13 protein-coding genes and 1 riboswitch are annotated in these 17,160 nt (G+C 70.8%); of the genes, 10 read left to right on the top strand and 3 right to left on the bottom strand.

What is annotated here, in order from left to right:
- Nucleotides 1-3: 3 nt before the first annotated feature.
- Nucleotides 4-1,026 carry a nucleoside triphosphate pyrophosphohydrolase gene (locus ACWGIF_RS15765; protein WP_453496882.1) on the top strand — a complete coding sequence of 341 codons (1,023 nt, stop codon included), beginning with the start codon at nt 4-6 and terminating at the stop codon, nt 1,024-1,026.
- Nucleotides 1,027-1,055: 29 nt separating this feature from the next.
- Here the strand turns inward: ACWGIF_RS15765 and ACWGIF_RS15760 are convergent, their stop codons facing one another.
- The gene (locus tag ACWGIF_RS15760) at nt 1,056-2,249 is read right to left on the bottom strand and encodes a globin domain-containing protein (protein WP_453496880.1); all 1,194 of its coding nucleotides are present in this window, start codon (nt 2,247-2,249) and stop codon (nt 1,056-1,058) included.
- 148 nt (nt 2,250-2,397) lie between these two features.
- Between ACWGIF_RS15760 and ACWGIF_RS15755 the strand changes: the two genes are divergently transcribed.
- The 7 genes from ACWGIF_RS15755 to ACWGIF_RS15725 all read left to right on the top strand — a co-directional run bounded on the left by ACWGIF_RS15755 (nt 2,398) and on the right by ACWGIF_RS15725 (nt 9,682).
- Nucleotides 2,398-3,681, top strand: coding sequence for a cytochrome P450 family protein (locus tag ACWGIF_RS15755; protein WP_453496877.1), 1,284 nt, complete (start codon nt 2,398-2,400; stop codon nt 3,679-3,681).
- 112 nt (nt 3,682-3,793) lie between these two features.
- Nucleotides 3,794-4,798: a transglycosylase family protein gene (locus tag ACWGIF_RS15750; RefSeq protein WP_453496874.1), complete on the top strand. Its 1,005-nt coding sequence runs from the start codon at nt 3,794-3,796 to the stop codon at nt 4,796-4,798.
- 279 nt (nt 4,799-5,077) lie between these two features.
- A riboswitch (cyclic di-AMP (ydaO/yuaA leader) is annotated at nt 5,078-5,250 on the top strand.
- Nucleotides 5,251-5,253: 3 nt separating this feature from the next.
- On the top strand, nt 5,254-5,946 hold the full coding sequence (locus ACWGIF_RS15745; protein ID WP_453496871.1) for a transglycosylase family protein: 693 nt from the start codon (nt 5,254-5,256) through the stop codon (nt 5,944-5,946).
- A gap of 275 nt (nt 5,947-6,221) precedes the next feature.
- Nucleotides 6,222-7,508, top strand: coding sequence for a phosphopyruvate hydratase (eno, locus tag ACWGIF_RS15740; RefSeq protein WP_073919099.1), 1,287 nt, complete (start codon nt 6,222-6,224; stop codon nt 7,506-7,508).
- 118 nt (nt 7,509-7,626) lie between these two features.
- Complete coding sequence (locus ACWGIF_RS15735) at nt 7,627-8,115, top strand: FtsB family cell division protein (RefSeq protein WP_453496867.1); 489 nt, start codon at nt 7,627-7,629, stop codon at nt 8,113-8,115.
- A gap of 50 nt (nt 8,116-8,165) precedes the next feature.
- Nucleotides 8,166-8,714, top strand: a complete 549-nt coding sequence (locus tag ACWGIF_RS15730; RefSeq protein ID WP_453496864.1) for a DUF501 domain-containing protein — start codon at nt 8,166-8,168, stop codon at nt 8,712-8,714.
- Nucleotides 8,711-9,682, top strand: a complete 972-nt coding sequence (locus tag ACWGIF_RS15725) for a Ppx/GppA phosphatase family protein (RefSeq protein ID WP_453496862.1) — start codon at nt 8,711-8,713, stop codon at nt 9,680-9,682. The genes ACWGIF_RS15730 and ACWGIF_RS15725 overlap by 4 nt, the downstream gene beginning before the upstream one ends.
- A gap of 157 nt (nt 9,683-9,839) precedes the next feature.
- On the opposite strand, the gene ACWGIF_RS15720 is transcribed toward ACWGIF_RS15725, so the two are convergent.
- Nucleotides 9,840-10,985 carry a DNA polymerase III subunit beta family protein gene (locus ACWGIF_RS15720; protein WP_453496859.1) on the bottom strand — a complete coding sequence of 382 codons (1,146 nt, stop codon included), beginning with the start codon at nt 10,983-10,985 and terminating at the stop codon, nt 9,840-9,842.
- A gap of 561 nt (nt 10,986-11,546) precedes the next feature.
- Between ACWGIF_RS15720 and ACWGIF_RS15715 the strand changes: the two genes are divergently transcribed.
- Together ACWGIF_RS15715 and ACWGIF_RS15710 are read left to right on the top strand one after the other, a co-directional pair.
- Complete coding sequence (locus ACWGIF_RS15715; protein ID WP_453496856.1) at nt 11,547-12,932, top strand: NAD(P)/FAD-dependent oxidoreductase; 1,386 nt, start codon at nt 11,547-11,549, stop codon at nt 12,930-12,932.
- Between the two features lie 161 nt (nt 12,933-13,093).
- Nucleotides 13,094-14,476 (top strand): class I SAM-dependent methyltransferase, encoded by a 1,383-nt coding sequence (locus tag ACWGIF_RS15710; protein ID WP_453496853.1) that lies wholly within the window; start codon nt 13,094-13,096, stop codon nt 14,474-14,476.
- Nucleotides 14,477-14,568: 92 nt separating this feature from the next.
- On the opposite strand, the gene ACWGIF_RS15705 is transcribed toward ACWGIF_RS15710, so the two are convergent.
- Nucleotides 14,569-17,121, bottom strand: coding sequence for an ABC transporter permease (locus ACWGIF_RS15705; RefSeq protein ID WP_453496850.1), 2,553 nt, complete (start codon nt 17,119-17,121; stop codon nt 14,569-14,571).
- Between the last annotated feature and the right edge of the window lie 39 nt (nt 17,122-17,160).

Here is a 17,160-nt window from a genome sequence, read left to right as displayed (position 1 = left end):
AGGGTGACCGACCACTCCGAGCCCACCGCCGCCGAGCCCACGGGCCGCATCGTCCTGCTGACCACCAGCCACCGGGTGGCCCCCGGCGTGCTGTCCTGGCCGGCGTGGCAGACCCTCCACGCCGCGGACCGGGTGCTGTGCGCCGATCCCGGCCACCCGCAGCTGCCGTACCTGCGGGAGGCGGGCATCGAGGTCACGCACGGGAGCCCGGACGCGCACGAGCTGGTCGAGGCCTGCGCGGGCGGCCGCACGGTGGTGGTGCTCCCGGGCGGCGAGGGCGACCAGCGGCTCACCGACGGGCTGGCCCGCCTGGCCGGCTCCGGCCGGGTCTCCATGCCCGACCTGGAACTGCTGCCCGGCTCCTACGACCTGCCGGGCGCGCGCCTGCTCGACCTGGTCCAGGTGATGGACCGGGTCCGGCGCGAGTGCCCGTGGACCTCGCAGCAGACCCACGAGGGTCTGGCCAAGTACGCGATCGAGGAGGCGTACGAGCTGGTCGAGGCCATCGAGAACGGGGACCGGGACGAGCTGCGCGAGGAGCTCGGCGACGTGCTGCTGCAGGTGGTCTTCCACGCGCGGATCGCCGAGGAGGCCGGCGGGGACGGTGAGGACGGCCAGGACGGCGACGAGGCGTTCTCCATCGACGACGTGGCCGGGGCCCTGGTCGAGAAGCTGATCCACCGGCACCCGCACGTCTTCGGCGACGCGAAGGCCGAGACCCCGGAGGACGTCCACGCGCACTGGCAGCGCACCAAGGCGGTCGAGAAGCAGCGGGAGTCGGTCACCGACGGGGTCCCGGTGGGCCAGCCCGGTCTGGCGCTCGCGGCCAAGCTCGCGGGCCGGGTCCGTACGGGCGGTGTGGACGTCGAGCTGCCCCGCGGGGAGGGCGTCGGATACGAGCTGCTGGAACTGGCGGCGCGCGCCGAGGCGGCGGGGATCGACCCCGAGACCGCGCTGCGCGCGGCGGCCCGCGTCTACCGGGACGCGATCCGGGCCGCGGAGGGCGTCGGCGGTCCGGGGAAGTAGGCCCCCGGCCCCAGCAGCGGGTGTGCGGGTTACTTCTCCCAGTCCTGCCTCGGCGCGCGGGCCGACGGGTCGTACCAGTGCGGCGACGGCCGGTCCAGGAACCACTCGCCGAAGCCCAGCGGCCGGCCTGCGGGTCCGTGGCCGGTCCCGCTGCCCGGTACGGAGTCGTGGAAGAGGCGGCCGGGGCGGGCGCCCAGTTCCGCCAGGAGGGCGGCGGTCTCGTCGATGAACTGCGGCGGCCCGCTGAGGTAGACGTCCTGGTCCGGCCACATGCCGCGGTGGCCGAGCGCGGTCGCGAGCCGGTCGGTGGCCTGGTTGCGGTGCCGCCCGGGGGCGGGCGTGATGTAGGTGACGCCGAGCCAGCCGCAGGAGGCGGCGTACGCGTCGATGAGCGGCCGGTCGTACAGGTGCGCCCCGTCCCGGGCCACCACGAAGAGGCGTACGTCCTGGTCGGGAGGGTGCTCCGCGAGGTCCTCCAGCATGGCCCGGATCGGCGCCCAGCCGGTGCCGGCCGCGATGAGGCTGGCCGGGCGGTCCTCGCGACGGAAGGTCAGCTGCCCGCCGGCCGCGCCGAGTCGCAGGACGTCGCCCGGCCGTGTCTCGCGGACCAGGGTGGTGCTGAGCCGCCCCCGCTCGATCCGGCTGACGTGGAGGTCGAGGGAGCCGTCGGCGCGCGGGGCGTTGCCGATGGAGTAGGTGCGCCAGGTCCTCGGGACCCGCTCGCTGCTCACGCTCGCGTACTGGCCGGGGACATAGGGGAAGGGGATGCGGGGACGCAGGGTCAGGACGGCGATGTCCTGTCCGTACTGGAGGTGGCGTACGACCTCCGCGTCCCACCACGGCGGGTCCTTGCTCGCGTCGGCGCCGGCCGTCATCGCGTCGGCGATCACCTGGTAGGCCTCCGTCCAGGCCTTCTCCACCCGCGGGGTCCAGGCCGCGCCCGAGGTCTCGGCGAGCGCGGCGAGCAGGCTGGCACCCACGGCGGCGTAGTGATCGGGGCCGACCAGGAACTTGCGGTGGTCTCGCCCCAGGTCACGCAGATAGGGGCCGGCTGTCCCGTCGTCCAGATGGGCGATCACGTGGGTGAGCGCGGCGAAGAGCCGGTCCCGTTGGCGCTCCATGTCCTCGTGGGAGGCCGGGAAGAGGTCGCGCATTCTGGGGTTGTGCCAGAAGAGGTGGGAGTAGAAGAACTTGACCGCGTGCTCGGCCCGTCTCTCCACCACCGCGAAACTGCTTCTCAAGATCCTCACATCCACAAGACCGAAAGTAGGAATGTCGGAGAAGGTGAGGTCAAGGGATGGCCGATCTGCGGACAGCCGCGACGAAAGGGTCATAGGGGATGGCGGTTCGGCGCCGGGATACGGTCTTCGGGTGCATGAGCAGACCCCCGCAACCCCCGCCGACACTCCTTCCACCGAGGGCCCGACCCTCTTCGACTGGGAGTTCGCGACCGACCCGTACCCGGCCTACGCATGGCTGCGCGAGCACTCCCCGGTGCACCGCACCAGGCTCCCCAGCGGGGTCGAGGCCTGGCTGGTCACCCGCTACGCCGACGCCCGCCAGGCCCTCGCCGACCAGCGGCTCAGCAAGAATCCGGCGCACCACGCGGAGCCCGCGCACGCCAAGGGCAAGACCGGGATCCCGGGGGAGCGCAAGGCGGAGCTGATGACGCATCTGCTCAACATCGACCCGCCGGACCACACCCGGCTGCGGCGGCTGGTGTCCAAGGCGTTCACCCCGCGCCGCGTCGCCGAGTTCGCCCCGCGTGTGCAGGCGCTCACCGACCACCTGATCGACAAGATCGTCGAAAAGCCGGGGATCGCCGGGAAGGGAGAGGCGGACCTCATCCACGAGTTCGCCTTCCCGCTCCCCATCTACGCCATCTGCGAGATGCTCGGCGTACCGCGTGAGGACCAGGACGACTTCCGCGACTGGGCCGGCATGATGATCCGCCACGGCGGCGGTCCACGCGGCGGGGTCGCCCGGTCGGTCAAGCAGATGCGCACCTACCTCGGCGAGCTCATCCACCGCAAAAGGGATGATCTGGGCGACGACCTGATTTCCGATCTGATCCGGGCGAGCGACCACGGCGACCACCTGACGGAGGCCGAGGCCACTGCCATGGCTTTCATCCTGCTTTTCGCCGGTTTCGAAACCACCGTGAACCTCATCGGCAACGGGGTCCACTCCCTCTTCATGAACCCGGACCAGCGCGAGCGCCTCCAGCGCTCCCTCGCCGCAGGCGAGAGCGGACTGCTGGCCACCGGCGTCGAGGAACTGCTGCGCTACGACGGCCCCGTGGAGCTGGCGACCTGGCGGTTCGCCACCGAGCCGCTGACCCTCGGCGGCCGGCGGATCGAGGCCGGCGACCCGGTCCTGGTCGTCCTCGCGGCCGCCGACCGGGACCCCGAGCGGTTCGCCGAGCCGGACACCCTCGACCTCTCCAGGACCGACAACCAGCACCTCGGGTACGGGCACGGCATCCACTACTGCCTGGGCGCCCCGCTCGCACGACTTGAGGGGCAGACCGCGCTCGCGACTTTGCTGACGCGTCTGCCAGATCTGGAACTTGCCGTTCCACCCGAAGACCTGCGCTGGCGCGGCGGGTTGATCATGCGTGGCCTGCGCACCCTTCCCGTGCGCTTCACAGCTTGAAACATTTCAGGGCCTCCTGATTAGCAGTCAGTTTCCGGTCGAACTTGTGACAATCGTTCGAAGGCCGCTAGGTTCTGCCGTTACCCCGCTGTTATGCGAAAGGTGCACCTTCATGCGTTCCGGGAACGGCCGCCACAGACGCCCCCGCCAGGTCCCCGCGCTGGTAGTCGCAGCCGGAGTCACTGGCTCCGCGCTGGCATTGCCCCTGCTAGCCGCCACCAATGCCACCGCCGCCGACACCTCCACGTGGGACAAGGTCGCCGAGTGCGAGAGCGGCGGCTCCTGGAGTGCCAACTTCGGCAGTGGCGCGTACGGCGGGCTCCAGTTCACCCAGGAGCAGTGGCAGAGCGCCGGCGGTCTCGACTTCGCCGAGCGGCCCGACCTGGCGAGCCGGTCCCAGCAGATCGCCGTCGCCGAGCGGGTGCTGGCCTCGCAGGGGCCGCAGGCGTGGCCGCTGTGTGCGGCCGCGGCCGGTCTGGACCGGCAGGGCCCCGCCGCACAGGTGGACCCCGGCCTGCCCGGTGGAACGACCGCGATCGGCCCCACGCCGTCGCGCCCCGACGACCATGTGCCGTCCACCGGCGGCGGCAAGCCGTCCACGGACTACGGGTCTCCCACCCCGGCGGCCCCGAGGCCCTCCGACACCCCCTACCTGATCCCCGACGCCCCGTCGGTCGGCCTGCCCGTCATGCCCGCCCCGGACGTCCCCACGACGCCGCCCGCCGTCCCGACCCTCCCGGGCGACCCGGGCACGACCCCGGTGACCCCCGGCGACCCGACGACTCCGACCCTCCCGGCGGACCCGACCGGGCCCACGGCGCCGCCCGCGACCCCGGGGCTGCCCCCGGTCGACCCGACGGCCCCTGCGGACCCGGCAGCCACTCCCGCCGAGGGCAGCGGCAAGCACCGCGGTGCTCCCGCCCCCGAGGCGCTCGGCGTAACTGATGGCGCGTCGGACCCCACGTACACGGTCAAGGAGGGCGACAGCCTGGCCACCATCGCGTCTGCCAAGGGCGTCAAGGGCGGCTGGAACGGGCTCTACCAGGCCAACGAGCAGGTCATCGGCGAGGATGCCGATCTGATCAAGCCCGGTCAGAATCTGGATCTAACCGTGTAACAAGGACACTTCGGGCATCCGGAAAGGGCTGATTGTCGGATTTCCGTAAGTGAGACATGTGTCTCTTCCGGTCAACTGGCGTGTCCTGCCCCGGGGCTTCCGCAAACCCCGTCCTCACCTGCGCAAACACCCTTGAGGGGAGCGCAAGTAGGGGCCGTTTCTCCCCGATGTTCCTCGTTGAACATCGGGGAGGGACCTGTCTACCTTCTGAATCGCCCGCCACCGCGGGCTCCTTCGACCGCATCGCCGAATCCTGCCGGCGGCCGGAGGGAACAGTCGTCGCGTCAAGCGCCGAAGGCAGGAGCGGGGGAACCAAGGTAGGCGCCGGGAGCGGCCGTTGAGAGACGGTCACGCCACCGGCTAGGGGTTAAGACGTGCGCTAGGTCGCACGGCCGGGCAACTCACTCGCCCGAACCCGACAGCTCACCTCGTAGGCGTCGGTGAGGAGAATCTCCATGCTGCTTTCCGGCAAGGGCAAGCACCGCCGCGGTTCCAAGGCCGTTCGCATCGTCACGCTCGCCGGTGTCGCCGGTGTGGCGGTCGCTGCCCCCCTGATGGCCGCGGGCACCGCCAGCGCCGCCACCGCGTCCGAGTGGGACAAGGTCGCCCAGTGCGAGTCCGGTGGCAACTGGGCCATCAACACGGGCAACGGCTACTACGGCGGCCTGCAGTTCTCGTCCTCCACGTGGGCTGCGTTCGGTGGCAAGTCCTACGCCCCGCAGGCCAACCAGGCCTCGAAGTCCCAGCAGATAGCCGTCGCGGAGAAGGTCCTCAAGGGCCAGGGCAAGGGTGCCTGGCCGCACTGCGGCAAGGGCCTGTCGAACTCCTCGTACACCGGTGGCGGCGCCGACACCACGACGCCGACCAAGCCGAAGAAGACCGAGCCGAAGAAGACCGAGACCAAGGTCGCGCCGAAGAAGGAGACCAAGCGCCCCGAGGCTCCGGTCACCCGCTCCGAGCGCACCGAGGCCCCGGTCGCGCCGAAGACCGGCAACGGCTCGTACGAGGTCAAGTCCGGTGACACCCTGGGCACCATCGCCGAGGCCAACGGCGTCAAGGGCGGCTGGGAGAAGCTCTTCGAGCTGAACAAGGACATCGTCTCCGACGCCGACCTGATCTACCCGGGTCAGAAGCTGAAGCTCAGCTGACCACTGCGGCCATAGCCGCAGAAACATGTACAACACACAGCATTCCCACCGCCCGGCGCGTCGTCCCCTCACGCGCCGGGCGGTGGTGTGTGCACCGGCCGAGAGTCGGTGATCAAGGGATCTATGTCCCGGAAGAGGGGTATTCGGTCCCTTTTTCGTCCCAGGGGCCGGGCGGTCGGCCGGTCGAGTGCCCGGATCCGGTTAGGCTCTAGGCGGCAAGGCCATCCCACGGCCTGACACGCCACCGCACACCCAGCGTCACATCCCAGAAGGAGATGCTCGTGCCGTCCATCGACGTCGTCGTAGCCCGGGAAATCCTGGACTCCCGAGGCAACCCCACGGTCGAGGTCGAGGTGGGCCTCGACGATGGCAGCACCGGCCGTGCTGCAGTTCCGTCCGGCGCCTCCACCGGTGCATTCGAGGCCATCGAGCTCCGTGACGGTGACCCCAACCGTTACTTCGGCAAGGGTGTCGAGAAGGCCGTCCTCGCCGTCATCGAGCAGATCGGGCCGGAGCTCGTCGGCTACGACGCCACCGAGCAGCGCCTGATCGACCAGGCCATGTTCGACCTGGACGCCACCGACAACAAGGGCTCGCTCGGCGCCAACGCCATCCTCGGCGTTTCCCTCGCCGTCGCGCACGCCGCGTCCGAGGCCTCGGACCTTCCGCTCTTCCGCTACCTCGGCGGTCCGAACGCGCACCTGCTGCCCGTTCCGATGATGAACATCCTCAACGGTGGGTCGCACGCCGACTCCAACGTGGACATCCAGGAGTTCATGATCGCCCCGATCGGCGCGGAGTCCTTCTCCGAGGCGCTGCGTTGGGGTGCCGAGGTCTACCACACCCTCAAGAAGGTCCTGCACACCAAGGGCCTCTCCACCGGGCTGGGCGACGAGGGCGGCTTCGCCCCGAACCTGGAGTCCAACCGCGCCGCGCTCGACCTCATCGTCGAGGCCATCAAGCAGGCCGGCTACACCCCGGGCAAGGACATCGCGCTCGCGCTGGACGTCGCCGCGTCCGAGTTCTACAAGGACGGCAAGTACGAGTTCGAGGGCCAGTCCCGCTCGGCCGCCGAGATGACCGAGTACTACGAGGAGCTCGTCTCCGCGTACCCGATGGTCTCCATCGAGGACCCGCTGTACGAGGACGACTGGGCCGGCTGGAAGACCCTCACCGACAAGCTGGGCTCCAAGGTCCAGATCGTCGGCGACGACCTCTTCGTCACCAACCCGGAGCGTCTGGCCCGCGGTATCGAGGAGGGCTCCGCGAACGCCCTGCTCGTGAAGGTGAACCAGATCGGTTCGCTGACCGAGACGCTGGACGCCGTCGAGATGGCCCAGCGCAACGGCTTCAAGTGCATGATGTCGCACCGTTCCGGTGAGACCGAGGACGTCACCATCGCCGACCTCGCCGTCGCCGTGAACTGCGGTCAGATCAAGACCGGCGCCCCGGCCCGTTCGGACCGCGTCGCCAAGTACAACCAGCTGCTGCGCATCGAGGAGATCCTCGACGACGCCGCGGTGTACGCGGGCCGCTCCGCCTTCCCGCGCTTCAAGGGCTGATCACCCTCGGGCCGAGCCGTGCCTGACGGCTGCGCCTAGCCTCCGTACGTCCCCGCACTCGGTCCCGTACCGTGTGCGGGGACGTATTGCGTAGTGCGTACATAGGGGAGGCGGATCAATGGCCGGAAACCGGGATCGGTTCTCCACCTTCTCCACCGCGACCAGGCTCAAGCAGCTCGGCGAGCGGACCGCCGCCCACGTCTACCGCTCGCAGTCGCGGCGCCAGGTCCGCCGCAGCCGGCTCACGGGCCGGGCGGCGCTGCTGGTGCTCGTCCTCTGTACCCTGGTCGTCGCCCTCGCGTATCCGATGCGCCAGTACGTCTCCCAGCGCTCGGAGATCGCGGAGCAGCAGCGGGCCGCAGCGGCCGCGCGGGACCGCCTGGAGCGGCTTCGCGACGAGAAGGCCCGCTGGCAGGACGACGCGTACGCGGAGCAGCAGGCGCGCAAGCACCTGCACTTCCTGCGACCGGGGGAGATCGGCTACATCATGGGCGACGCGGGGTCCCGCCCCCCGGAACCGCACCGGACCGGCCAGGCCGGCTCCGACCGGCCCTGGTACTCCAACGTCTGGGACGGCGTCGACAAGGCCGACCGTCCCGGCGACTGAACCCCACACCGCAGTACCCATCCACGAGAACGAAGAGACTTCCTCCAGGCATGCAGACGCCCCCGCCCCAGACCGACCGGACCGAGCCGACCGACGCGGACATCGAGGCGTTCGAGCAGCAGCTCGGCCGCCCGCCGCGCGGGCTGCGCGCCATCGCGCACCGCTGCCCCTGCGGGCAGCCGGACGTGGTGGAGACCGCCCCGCGGCTCCCCGACGGCACCCCCTTCCCCACGCTGTACTACCTGACGTGTCCGCGCGCGGCCTCCGCGATCGGCACGCTGGAGGCCAACGGCGTGATGAAGGAGATGCAGGCCCGGCTCGCCGAGGACCCTGAACTCGCCGCGGCCTACCAGGCCGCGCACGAGGACTACATCCGGCGCCGCGACGCCATCGAGGTGCTCCAGGGCTTCCCGAGCGCCGGCGGCATGCCGGACCGGGTGAAGTGCCTGCACGTGCTGGTCGGCCACTCCCTGGCCGCCGGCCCCGGCGTGAACCCGTTCGGCGACGAGGCGCTGGCGATGCTGCCGGAGTGGTGGGCCAAGGGTGCCTGCGTCACCCCGTGCGGGACGAAGACGGACGACGAGGAGCCGGAGGCGTGACCCGGGTCGCGGCCATCGACTGCGGTACGAACTCCATCCGGCTCCTTGTGGCGGACTGCGATCCTGCCACGGGCGAGCTGACCGACCTGGACCGCCGGATGATCATCGTCCGGCTGGGCCAGGGCGTGGACAAGACGGGGCGCCTGGCCCCGGAGGCGCTGGAGCGCACCTTCGCCGCCTGCCGCGAGTACGCGGCGGTCATCGAGGAGCACGGCGCGCAGCGGGTGCGCTTCGTGGCGACCTCCGCCTCCCGGGACGCCGAGAACCGGGAGGACTTCGTCCGGGGTGTGCTGGAGATCCTGGGCGTCGAGCCCGAGGTGATCTCCGGTGACCTGGAGGCGGAGTTCTCCTTCACCGGCGCCACCAAGGAGCTCACGGCGCACGAACACCTGGAGCGGCCGTTCCTGGTGGTGGACATCGGCGGCGGCTCGACCGAGTTCGTCGTCGGCGAGGAGCACGCACGGGCCGCACGCTCCGTGGACGTGGGCTGCGTCCGCATGACCGAGCGTCACCTGGTGGTCGACGGGGTCGTCACCGACCCGCCGACGCAGGCGCAGATCGCCGCGATACGGGCCGACGTCGAGGCGGCGCTGGATCTTGCCGCCGAGACCGTGCCGCTGGCCGAGGCGCGGACGCTGGTGGGCCTGGCGGGCTCGGTGACCACGGTCGCCGCGATCGCGCTCGGGCTGACGGAGTACGACTGGTCCGCCATCCACCACGCCCGGATCTCCTACGAGCAGGTCCGCGCGATCAGCGAGCGGATGCTGACGGCGACGCACGCCGAGCGTGCGGCTATCCCCGTGATGCACCCGGGCCGGGTGGACGTGATCGGCGCCGGCGCACTGGTGCTGCTGGCGATCATGGAACGCATCGGGGCGTCGGAGGTCGTCGTCTCGGAGCACGACATCCTGGACGGCATCGCGATCAGGACCGCAGAAGAGGTCGAGGCCGACAAGAGGCGGGTTTGACCTGCCGGATCGCTCAACGACGGTGCTCCGGTCGGCTGACCGGAGCACCGTCGTCGTGCCGGACTCAGGACGTCGAGGCGGACCAGGGCAGGACCTGACCTGCGGACACGCTGACCGACGGCTCCCCCGGTGATCATGTGCGGGGGCGCCGCCGTTCTCAGTCCTCCAGCCGGACGGGCATCAGCAGCGAGAAGGCGTCGTCGTCCTCGGGCCGGCGGATCGCCAGGGGCGCCGTGGGGGCGCCGAGCTCCAGGATCAGCCGGTCCCGGGCTCCGGCCGCGAGGGCCTGTAGCAGAAACGCACGATTCACGGCGATGTCGCCCCGGCCACCGACTCCGGCTCCGGCTCCGGCTGGGGGTGCGGCGCCGATCCCGTCGCGGATCTCATCCCCGGCCCGGCCTGCGTCCCCGCAGACGGACAGCGTGCCGTCGTCCGTCACCCTGAGCACGCTGACCTCGCAGGCCACACCCTCCGGCCCGCGCTCGTCGGTGCGGACCGGTCCCGTCTCCACGGCCTTCCGGAAGGCCGGCACATCGACGAGGACGCGGCGTCCCGCCGGCAGGCCGACGAGGCGGCGGTAATCGGGGAACGCGTGGTCGAGGCACGGACCGGCCGCCTGGCGGTCCCCCGCGTCGAGCCTCACGCGGGCCCCGTCCAGGGTGAGCGCGACGGAGATGTCCTCACACAGCAGTGCCCGCATCGCGTCGGCGAGCGGTGCGGGCACGACGGCCTGCACCCGGGGCCCGGCATAGGCGCCGGTGCGGGCCTGTGCGACGGCCAACCGGTACCGGTCCGTGGCCACGACGCGCAGTGCCCCGCCCTCGACGTCGAACAGGACACCGCCGAGCATCGGGAGTTCCGGGTCGGTGCTGACGGCGAACCGGACCGCGTCCAGCGAGGCGGCCAACTCCGGCGCGGACACGGTGAGGCGGGCGGTGGCGGTGCGGGCCGCAGGCATGGGGTTCTCCCGGTGTTCGAGTAGGGCTCGGACCGTGGAGAACTCGCTGCGGGCGTCGGACAGCCCCCGTTCGAGACGGCGCAGATGCGCCTGGAGCAGGGTGCGGACCAGGTCGGTGTCCGCGCCGGACCAGCCGGCCAGCACCAGCCGGATGTCCGCCAGCGGCATGCCGGCCCGGCGCAACCGAGCCAGCAGCCGGGACTCGGCGACCTGGTCGGGGCCGTACCAGCGATAGCCGGTCAGCGGATCCACCCGTACCGGGACCAGCACGCCGGCGCCGTCGTAGAACCGCAGGGCACTCACACTCAGTCCGCTGTCGCGGGCCATCTCACCGATACTGCGCATCTCGCTCTCCACACCCGAACCCTGTGCCCTCCACCAGGTCGAGGGTCAACCCGGGCCGTTTTCGGCGCCGGGCCGCCCCTCGGTCAGGACCGTCTCCACCCTCTGAATCGTTCGCGTACGAGCAGGACTTCAGAGGAAATGCGGGACGGAACCGTCCCGTCTACACCGGAAAGGCCGTCGAGAGGGCTCCGTGGGGAGTCTCCGGGACGGTGATCCACACGAACTTCGTGAAGTTCTTCACAAGGAAAAAGAGCCCAGCGGGTCAAGGAAGTGGCTCTTTGAGCCTCTCCGGGGTCCCCGAGGTCCGTCTCGGTGCCCGTTCGTGCGATCGGCGGACGCCGCCGACTCGCTCTCGGAGGTAGGGACGAAAGCCTGTGGTCCAGTCCGCTTGAGGCCTTGCAGGCCAGTTCAGGACGGGTGCACAACGACTCCCGTTACACCCTGGTTCCCGTTCGGCGCCATGACGTCCGTCACGTGGGCGGCGGAGTGTAGCAGAGGGGCTCCGACTCCTTGTGAAGGGGCTCACGAGCGACACCCCTTTGGGTGCTGGATACTCGTTCCATGAGCACCACGGAGCGTCCCAGGATCCTCGTTGTAGGAGGTGGGTACGTAGGCCTGTACGCAGCCAAGCGCATCATGAAGAAGATGCGTTACGGCGAGGCGACCGTCACGGTCGTCGACCCGCGCTCGTACATGACCTACCAGCCCTTCCTCCCTGAAGTGGCCGCAGGCAGCATCTCGCCTCGGCACGTCGTCGTCCCGCTGCGACGCGTGCTGCCCAAGGCAGAGGTTCTCACCGGCCGGGTCACCAGCATCGACCAGGACCGCAAGGTCGCCGTCGTCACGCCGCTGGTCGGCGAGGCGTACGAGCTGCCCTTCGACTACCTGGTGATCGCGCTCGGCGCCGTCTCCCGCACCTTCCCGATCCCCGGCCTCGCCGAACAGGGCATCGGTATGAAGGGCGTCGAAGAGGGCATCGGCCTGCGCAACCACGTCCTCGAGCAGCTCGACAAGGCCGAGTCCACGACGGACGAGGACGTCCGCCGCAAGGCCCTCACCTTCGTCTTCGTCGGCGGCGGCTTCGCCGGTGCGGAGACCATCGGCGAGGTCGAGGACATGGCCCGCGACGCCGCGAAGTACTACTCCACGATCAAGCGCGAGGACATGCGCTTCATCCTGGTCGACGCGGCCGACAAGATCCTTCCCGAGGTCGGGCCCAAGCTCGGCACCTGGGGCAAGGAGCACCTCGAGTCCCGCGGCATCGAGATCTACCTCAACACCTCCATGGACTCCTGCGTGGACGGCCACGTGGTGCTGAAGAACGGCCTCGAGGTCGACTCCAACACCATCGTGTGGACCGCCGGCGTCAAGCCCAACCCGGTGCTGGCCCGCTACGGCCTGCCGCTGGGCCCGCGCGGCCACGTCGACGCCGAGCCGACCCTCCAGGTGAGGGGCACGGACTACATCTGGACCGCGGGCGACAACGCCCAGGTTCCCGACATGGCCGCCCGCAAGGCCGGCGTCGAGAACGCCTGGTGCCCGCCGAACGCCCAGCACGCGCTGCGCCAGGCCAAGGTCCTCGGCGACAACGTCATCTCGGGCATGCGGGGCTTCCCGCAGCACGAGTACTCGCACTCCAACAAGGGTGCGGTGGCGGGCCTCGGCCTCCACAAGGGCGTCGCGATGATCGTCATGGGCAAGATGAAGATCAAGCTCAAGGGCCGGCTCGCCTGGTACATGCACCGTGGCTACCACGGCATGGCCATGCCGACCTGGAACCGCAAGATCCGCGTCTTCGCCGACTGGACCCTCGGTATGTTCCTCAAGCGCGAGGTCGTCTCCCTCGGTGCTCTGGAGACCCCCCGCGAGGAGTTCTACGAGGCCGCCAAGCCGGCGCCGGCTCCGGCCGCCGCCGCTGCCCCGGCCGAGAAGGCCAAGGCGTCCTGACCCGGTGTGACCGGGCCGGCTGCTGAAGCCGGCCGGCACCACTGCACGACCTGTACGACCCCGAAGGGGCCGCCCGCCATCCGTGGTGCGGGCGGCCCCTTCGGCGTACCCGGCGCCCGGGATGGGTAGACCGATGGGTCGGAGCTTTTGGGAGGTGCGCCATGACGGACGCCGCGCCGCGGCTGGCCGCTGTTGCCGAGACACTGCTGGGTGCCCCGCTGCCCGTGCGCGTCCGGGCCTGGGACGGCACCGAGGCGGGCCCGCCCACCGGTCCCGTGCTCGTGATCCAGGACCGCCGCGCCGTGCGGCGGATGCTGTGGAAGCCCGGCGAGCTGGGGCTGGCCCGCGCGTGGGTGGCGGGGGAACTGACCGTCGAGGGCGACCTGTTCGCCCTGCTGGAGCAGGTGGCGGGCCTGCTGTGGGAACGGCCCGCGCGGAGCGGGCCGCTGCCGCCCGCCGGCCGGCCCGGGCCGCTCGGGGCCCTGGGCGGCCTGGCGCGCCGCGCCAAGCAGGTCCGCCCGCCCGCGCTGCCGGAGGCCGCTCGGCTGCTCCGGGAGCCCGGACACCGGGCCGCCGTACGCGAGCTGATCGCCCTCGCCGGGCCCCTGCCGCCGCCCGCGCCGCCCGCCGAGGAGGTGGCCCTGAGGGACGGTCAGCGGCACAGCAAGGGCCGCGACCGGCAGGCCGTCAGTCATCACTACGACGTCGGCAACGACTTCTACGAACTCGTGCTGGGGCCCTCGATGGTGTACTCCTGCGCCTACTGGAGCCCCGGCGCCACCCTGGAGCACGCCCAGCGCGACAAGCTCGACCTGGTCTGCCGCAAACTCGCCCTGCGGCCCGGAGACCGCCTCCTGGACGTCGGCTGCGGCTGGGGTTCCATGGCGCTGCACGCCGCCCGTGAGTACGGCGTCCGGGTCACCGGCATCACCCTCTCGGGGGAGCAGGCCGCATACGGCCGCAAACGGGTCGCCGAAGCGGGCCTGGCCGACCTCGTCGAGCTGAGGATCCAGGACTACCGGGACGTCAAGGACGGCCCCTACGACGCCATTTCCTCCATCGGGATGGCCGAACACGTCGGAGCCGACCGCTACCGGGACTACGCCCGCACCCTGCACGCCCTGCTGCGCCCCGGCGGACGGCTGCTGAACCATCAGATCGCGCGTCCTCCGGAGCCGGACGAAGAGGCCTACCGGGTGGACGAGTTCATCGACGCCTACGTCTTCCCCGACGGCGAACTGTCCCCGCTCGGCAGCACCGTCGGCGAGCTGGAGCGGGCCGGCTTCGAGGTCCGCGACGTGGAGGTGCTGCGCGAGCACTACGGGCTGACCCTGCGGGCCTGGGTGGCGCGGCTGGAGGAGCACTGGGCCGAGGCGGTCCGGCTGACCTCCCCCGGCAGGGCCCGGGTCTGGCGGCTTTACATGGCCGCCTCCGCGCTCGGCTTCGAGCGGGGCCGGCTCGGGGTCAACCAGGTCCTCGCGGTGAAGCCGGGGGCGGCCGGCGACTCGGGACTGCCGCTGCGGCTGCGCACCTGGGGCGCGTAGCGCACACGTATGCGCACAACGCGCAGGGCCCCGGGGCGTGTCGCCCCGGGGCCCTGCCGTGTCCCTGCCCGGCCCGTGGGGGCCGCTGCCGACTACTCCGTCTTGATGGCCGTCAGCATGTTCAGGCGGGCGGCGCTGCGGGCCGGCCACATGGCGGCCAGTACGCCGACCACCGCGGCCAGCAGGAGGAAGATGCCGATCCGGTCGTACGGCAGGACCAGCTCGTAGTCCGGCATGGCCTTCGCCATGGTGGTGCCGACGGCCCAGGCGAGGAAGACGCCGATGACGATGCCCAGGACCGCGCCGAAGAGCGAGATCACCACGGCCTCCAGGCGGATCATGTTCTTGACCCGGCTCCGGTCGAGACCGATCGCCCGCAGCATGCCGATCTCCTGGGTCCGCTCGAAGACGGACATCGCCAGGGTGTTGACCACGCCGAGCACCGAGATGATCAGAGCCATGCCGAGCAGGCCGTACATGACGTTCAGCATCGTGTTGATCATGCCGCCCATCTCGTTGCGCATGTCCTGCTGGGTGGCGACGGTGATGGCCGGGTTCTTGCCCAGGGCGTCGACGACCTTCTGGTGGCCGGCCTTGGACGCCCCGCCGTCGACGTTGACGTACACCTCGCGGATGTACTGCTCCTCGCTGTGCGCGCTGAGGATCTTGTCGTCGATGACGTAGGGGGAGAGCAGGCCCTCCATGTCCTTGTAGACCGCGCCGACCTTCAGGGAGCCCTTCTCCCCGTCGTCGTACTGGACCTGGAGCGTGGATCCCACGGTGAGGTTCTGCTTCTCGGCCGTCTTCTCGGCGACCGCGAGCTCGCCCTTGCCGAGGCTGTCGAGCGAACCGCTGAGGACCTCCACGTTGAGCAGCTGTCCGAGGGTGGCGGGGTTGACGCCGGAGGCCGAGCGGAAGTTCTCGCCGACCATGAAGTAGCCGGCCGTCTGCGGGGAGACGGCCCTGATGCCCGGAGTCTTGGCCAGGGTCTCGGCCACCGACTTGTCCAGGCCGCCCATGTCGCCGGCCATGGAGACCCTGTAGTCCGCCTTGAGCTTCTCGGTGCTCATGCGGTCGACGACCTTGCCCACGGTGATGCCGAGCACCGACAGGGTGGTGACCAGGGTGAGGCCGATCGCCAGCGAGGCGGCGGTGACGGCGGTGCGGCGCGGGTTGCGGACGGCGTTCTGGGCGGCCAGCTTGCCGGGGACCCCGAACACCTTCTGCAGCGCGGGGCGGACGGCCGCGATGACCGGCCTGGAGAGCATCGGCAGCAGCACGATCATGCCGATGAGCATGAAGAACGCACCCGCGCCGATGGTCATGCGGCCGGTGTCGCCGCCCGTGGACACGCCCAGCAGGACGAGGCCGATGCCGAGGACGCTGATGATGGAGCCGAGGACGTTGCGCACGACCAGGGACTTCGCGCTGGCCGGAAGGTGAGCGCTGCCCATGGCGGCGACCGGTGCGATCCGGCCGGTGCGCCAGGCCGGCAGCAGCGCGGCGAGGGTGGTGACGAGGACGCCGATGACCAGGGCGGCGACGATGGTGCCCGGGGCGATCACGAGGTCGCCGCCCGGCAGCTTGGCGCCCATGGAACCGATCACGGAGCGCATGCCGGCCGCCAGGCCGACACCGCAGATCAGGCCGATGGCGGCGGACACTGCGCCGACGACCAGAGCCTCGGCGAGGACCGAGCGCATGACCTGACCGCGGTTGGCGCCGACGGCGCGCAGCAGGGCCAGCTCCTTGGTGCGCTGGGTGACCAGCATGGTGAAGGTGTTGTAGATCAGGAAGACGCCGACGAAGAGCGAGATGCCGGCGAAGACGAGCAGCATGGTGCCCATCTGCCCGAGGCCCCTCTCGATCTCCTTCGCCTGCTCCTTGGCGAGCGCCGCACCGGTCTGCGCCTTGGTGTGCTTCTCGTCGAGCAGCGGCTTGATCTCGGCGAGCAGCTGGTCGGCGGAGACGCCGGCCTTCGCGCCGACCGACAGCTCCTGGAAGTAACCGGGCTTGAGGTAGAGCTCCTGGGCGACCGTGGTCTCGAAGAGCACCAGGCTGCCGCCGGCCTGGACGGCGCCGTCCTCGGTGGTGAAGACACCGACGAGGGAGTACTCCTTGACCGGGCCGTTGGTGGCGACGCGGACCTTGTCGCCGACCTTGTACGCGCCCGCGTCCGCGGTGGCCTTGTCGAGGGCGACCTCGTCGGCCTTGGCCGGGCCGGCCCCCTGGATGAAGGCGTAGCGCGGGTCCTTGCCGTCCTTGACGGGCGTGTGGTTCGCGCCCTGGTTGGACCAGCCGGAGCCGATCAGCTTGCCCTTCTCGTCACCCACGCCGGCGAAGCCGGAGACGCGGCCGGAGACGGAGTCGACGCCCTGGAGCGCCTTGACCTTGTCGAGGGTCTGCCGGCTGAGGCCGGGCTCGCCCTCCTTCTGTCCGTTCTCGTCGCGGCCCTGACCCCACGAGGTGACGGAGACGGCCACGCCCTCGTAGCTCTTGGCGGACTGGCCGGACAGGGACTTCTTGAGGGTGTCGGTGAAGACGAGGGTGCCGGAGACGAAGGCGACGCCGAGGGTGACGGCGAGGACCGTCATCAGCAGCCGGGCCTTGTGCGCGAGGACGTTGCGCAGGGCGGTACGGAACATGGGGGTCTCAGTCCTGGGGCTGGAAGTCTGGAGGAGGGC

The sequence above is a fragment of the Streptomyces sp. NPDC054849 genome (genome assembly GCF_053610945.1).
The sequence above is the reverse complement of the archived record's forward strand: the minus strand, read 5'-3'. Positions and strand labels throughout refer to the sequence as shown.